This is a genomic window from Falsigemmobacter intermedius, assembly GCF_004054105.1.
GTDB lineage: Bacteria > Pseudomonadota > Alphaproteobacteria > Rhodobacterales > Rhodobacteraceae > Wagnerdoeblera > Wagnerdoeblera intermedia.
In genome coordinates, this window is sequence record NZ_SBLC01000101.1 from 1 (window position 1) to 2,999 (window position 2,999).

5 protein-coding genes are annotated in these 2,999 nt (G+C 57.7%); 1 reads left to right on the plus strand and 4 read right to left on the minus strand.

Features of this window, described 5'->3' with window-relative positions; translation table 11 throughout:
• Positions 1-998: IS66 family transposase (gene tnpC / locus EP867_RS19175; RefSeq protein ID WP_164888971.1), on the plus strand; the 998-nt coding region annotated here is incomplete at its 5' end.
• 88 nt (positions 999-1,086) lie between these two features.
• On the opposite strand, the gene EP867_RS19180 is transcribed toward tnpC, so the two are convergent.
• The 4 genes from EP867_RS19180 to tnpB form a co-directional block, all read right to left on the minus strand.
• Positions 1,087-1,866 carry an LEM-3-like GIY-YIG domain-containing protein gene (locus EP867_RS19180; RefSeq protein WP_128491036.1) on the minus strand — a complete coding sequence of 260 codons (780 nt, stop codon included), beginning with the start codon at positions 1,864-1,866 and terminating at the stop codon, positions 1,087-1,089.
• On the minus strand, positions 1,863-2,420 hold the full coding sequence (locus EP867_RS19185) for a hypothetical protein (RefSeq protein ID WP_128491037.1): 558 nt from the start codon (positions 2,418-2,420) through the stop codon (positions 1,863-1,865). The genes EP867_RS19180 and EP867_RS19185 overlap by 4 nt, the downstream gene beginning before the upstream one ends.
• A 46-nt stretch (positions 2,421-2,466) precedes the next feature.
• Entirely contained in the window at positions 2,467-2,877 is a 411-nt protein-coding gene (locus EP867_RS19190; RefSeq protein WP_128491038.1) for an ADP-ribosylglycohydrolase family protein, read from the minus strand.
• A partial coding sequence (tnpB, locus tag EP867_RS20595; protein WP_164888972.1) for an IS66 family insertion sequence element accessory protein TnpB occupies positions 2,823-2,999 on the minus strand: 177 nt, incomplete at its 5' end. The genes tnpB and EP867_RS19190, both read right to left, overlap by 55 nt.

Genomic DNA, 2,999 nt, shown 5'->3' on the forward strand with positions numbered 1-2,999 from the left:
ATGGCATTTTCATTCGAAATCCTTACAGCAGGGGCTTCACGACACAACAACTTGGCAATGCCGTTCTGGCCGACTGGATGGGCCGAACCGGGGCCCTGATTGCGCCCGTGGTGGATCACATGGCCAGGCGGCTGAGGGCGGAAAGCTCCCGGCTTTATGTTGATGAGACGACCGCCCCGGTGCTTGATCCGGGGCGCGGCAAGACGAAAACAGGCTACCTCTGGGCCGTTTTGCGGGACGACCGGGGTTGGGGAGGCGCCGCGCCACCCGGCGTGGTGTTCCACTACCACCCTGGCCGTAAGGGCGAATATGCCGCGGAAATCCTCGCTGGCTTTAATGGCACGATCCAGGTCGATGCCTATGGGGCCTATACCCATCTCGCCACGCCAAAGCGCACAGGTGGTGCGCCCTTGCAGCTGGCGTTCTGTTGGGCACATGGCCGGCGCAAGCTGATCAAAGCCCAGCCGACGAAGGGTTCGCCCATCGTGGAGGCAGCGCTCTTACGCATCGCCGCGATTTACAGGATCGAGGATACCATTCGTGGAAGCGCCCCGGATCATCGGCGGGCTGTCAGACAGGATCTGTCCCGCCCGGTGGTCGATGAGTTCTTCGAATGGCTGAAGGCGCAGGCGGCCCGGGTATCAAAAAAATCCGACCTGGGTGAGGCCATGGCCTATATGCTGAAGCGCCAGGAAGGCTTCTGCCGGTTCCTTGATGATGGCCATATCGACATCGACTCCAACCTTGTCGAAAATGCCATCCGCAGCCCGGCCATGAACCGTCGTAATGCGCTCTTTGCCGGCCATGATGAAGGCGGCCGCAACTGGGCCCGCTTCGCCAGCCTTATCGGCACATGCAAGATGAATGGTGTCGAACCCTCTGCCTATCTGCGCGACCTCTTCACCAGCCTCGCAAATGGTCATCTGGACAAAAACATCGATGACCTCACGCCGTGGGCATATGCCCACGGGATAAAGCAAGTCGCGATGAGCTCATAAAGGACTCCTTTCAGAGCTACGATCAACGCTCATGGACAGGCTTCAGATCACACACGCGGCTCATGCGCACCCTTGTGCAACCCTGAACTCAATGGGCGCAGACGCCGGATACGGTATTGTTCGCAGGCGATCGGTAACGGATCGGATTGGCTGCGCCAGGCTCACGGCGTTCAACCGACTTGCCCACATAAAGCGCACGGATATCTTCCGGAGCAGGTGCGCCGATGAATGCCCATCGTTTGGCAAGGGACTCTTCTGCGAGTGCGCCTAAGGCCGGATCATTTGCCGGTACCCACCGGTCGGCCTTATAGACTTCGCGCACAATACCGTTGCGGACCGCAAAGATATAGTCACAGGCTTCGGCGCTTTTGGGCGACAGCTTCCAGGCAAAACGTGTCTGGTCGTAAAGGGCCGGCCCGACACCAACAAAGCGCACGAGGATTTCAATGACCGCGTGATGATAAACAACCTTCTCGGCCGTGTAGCGCTGCAGGATCTGGGTCGCAGAGGTGACCGAAAAATCCACCGCATGGCCTTTGACCAGATTTGTCAGGCCCGGATAGGCGTCGATCAATGCGGCCTCAACAGCCAAGGCAGTTGCATCATCCATACCATATTTGTGGACGATGCTCAGCACTTCCAGGCCCTCAGCGAGGATGGCCCGGATGCGCTCGGTTTTCAGTGAGCCTGAAGCCTCATCCGATGTAAGCGCGCCGAGCGCGTGCTGAAAGATCCGGTTGCCCGTGCCTTTGCCGACGTAAAATGTCTCGCCATTGCGAGGATCGACAAGACGGTAGACGTAGCTCCCGATTGCCTCGCAGACTTCCGGCGGGAATTGGGTAAGCTTTGGGGTGGTGCTGTTGCTCATTCGATTAATCCTTCCAGCCAGGTGGTCCATTCAGCCGCAGCCTGGTCCTGATCGGTAAATGTGTTTTCTTTCAAAAGGCCACGCCCCGAAACGCCCGGTTCCCGCAGGCTGAGCCTGAGGATCGCATCCGCATCAGGCGTTTCCTGCAGCCAGGTCAAAGCGAGGTTCAGCCCGCTTGCCGTCTTGTAGGACAAATAGACGTCCAGATAGAATTGCCCGGAAATCATGAGTCCGCCGGTTTTGACGCCGTTCTTCAGAACATTGCCAGACAGATCAAACCGTTCTGCACTTTCTTCGTAGACCTTCTGCAGGAAGATCCGGGCGGGGCCGTCTTTCGGCCCCCCGAAGGTTTTGGCCAGTTTCGGCGAAACCACCCGCAGCCGGTTTACGACCGCTTCGGTCAGACGCTCTCTGTCGGCATCATCAAGTTCGGGATGCTTTGAAATATTCGCGTGGATATTGCGCAGACTGTTGGCATCACTTTCGGCCGCGATACGCGACATGAGCTTTTCGATCTGCTGGTGTAGGATTTTCGGGTCAGGTTTACTGCTCATTTCAGCGTCACATCTTTGATCCACAAACGTCATTCAGGCAACGTGATCAGGCAGCTGCCCTGGTCAGTATATCTGCCCAAAGCTCCCGCACGATTTTTTCAATCAGATCGGCGCATTCCACGCTCTCAATTAGAGGATGTTCCATCACTGTACCGGGAAAGACAACAGCAAGAAGATTGCCTGCGATTGCACCTGTACTGTCGCTGTCTCCACCGTGTTTCAACGCGATGCTCAACCCATGATCAAGGTTTACCGCGCAAAGACCTGCATAGACGGCGATCGCCAAAGCCTCTTCCGCGACCCATCCCTGACCAAGCGTCGCAACGGTCGCGGCCAGGCCGTTCCGAGGCGCGCACAGTGATTTCTCAAGCGCATGCTTCACCTCGTCGGAACGCGTGGTGTTTATCGCTGCGCGCGCTGCGGCCTCAATATCAGCACCATTCCGGTCCCATCCCAAACAAGGATTTTCAACCTGTCACCACGCCTGGATCGGAAGATCACCGTGACACCGGAATGTGGATCGAGCTTCAGCTCGCTCTGCACCATCAGCGCCAGTGCCTGATGCCCACACCGGAAGTC

Excerpts from the sequence above, each read along its gene's own strand:
- EP867_RS19180 (WP_128491036.1), bottom strand. The coding sequence starts at position 1,866 with ATGAGCAACAGCACCACCCCAAAGCTTACCCAATTCCCGCCGGAAGTC.
- EP867_RS19185 (WP_128491037.1), bottom strand. The coding sequence starts at position 2,420 with ATGAGCAGTAAACCTGACCCGAAAATCCTACACCAGCAGATCGAAAAG.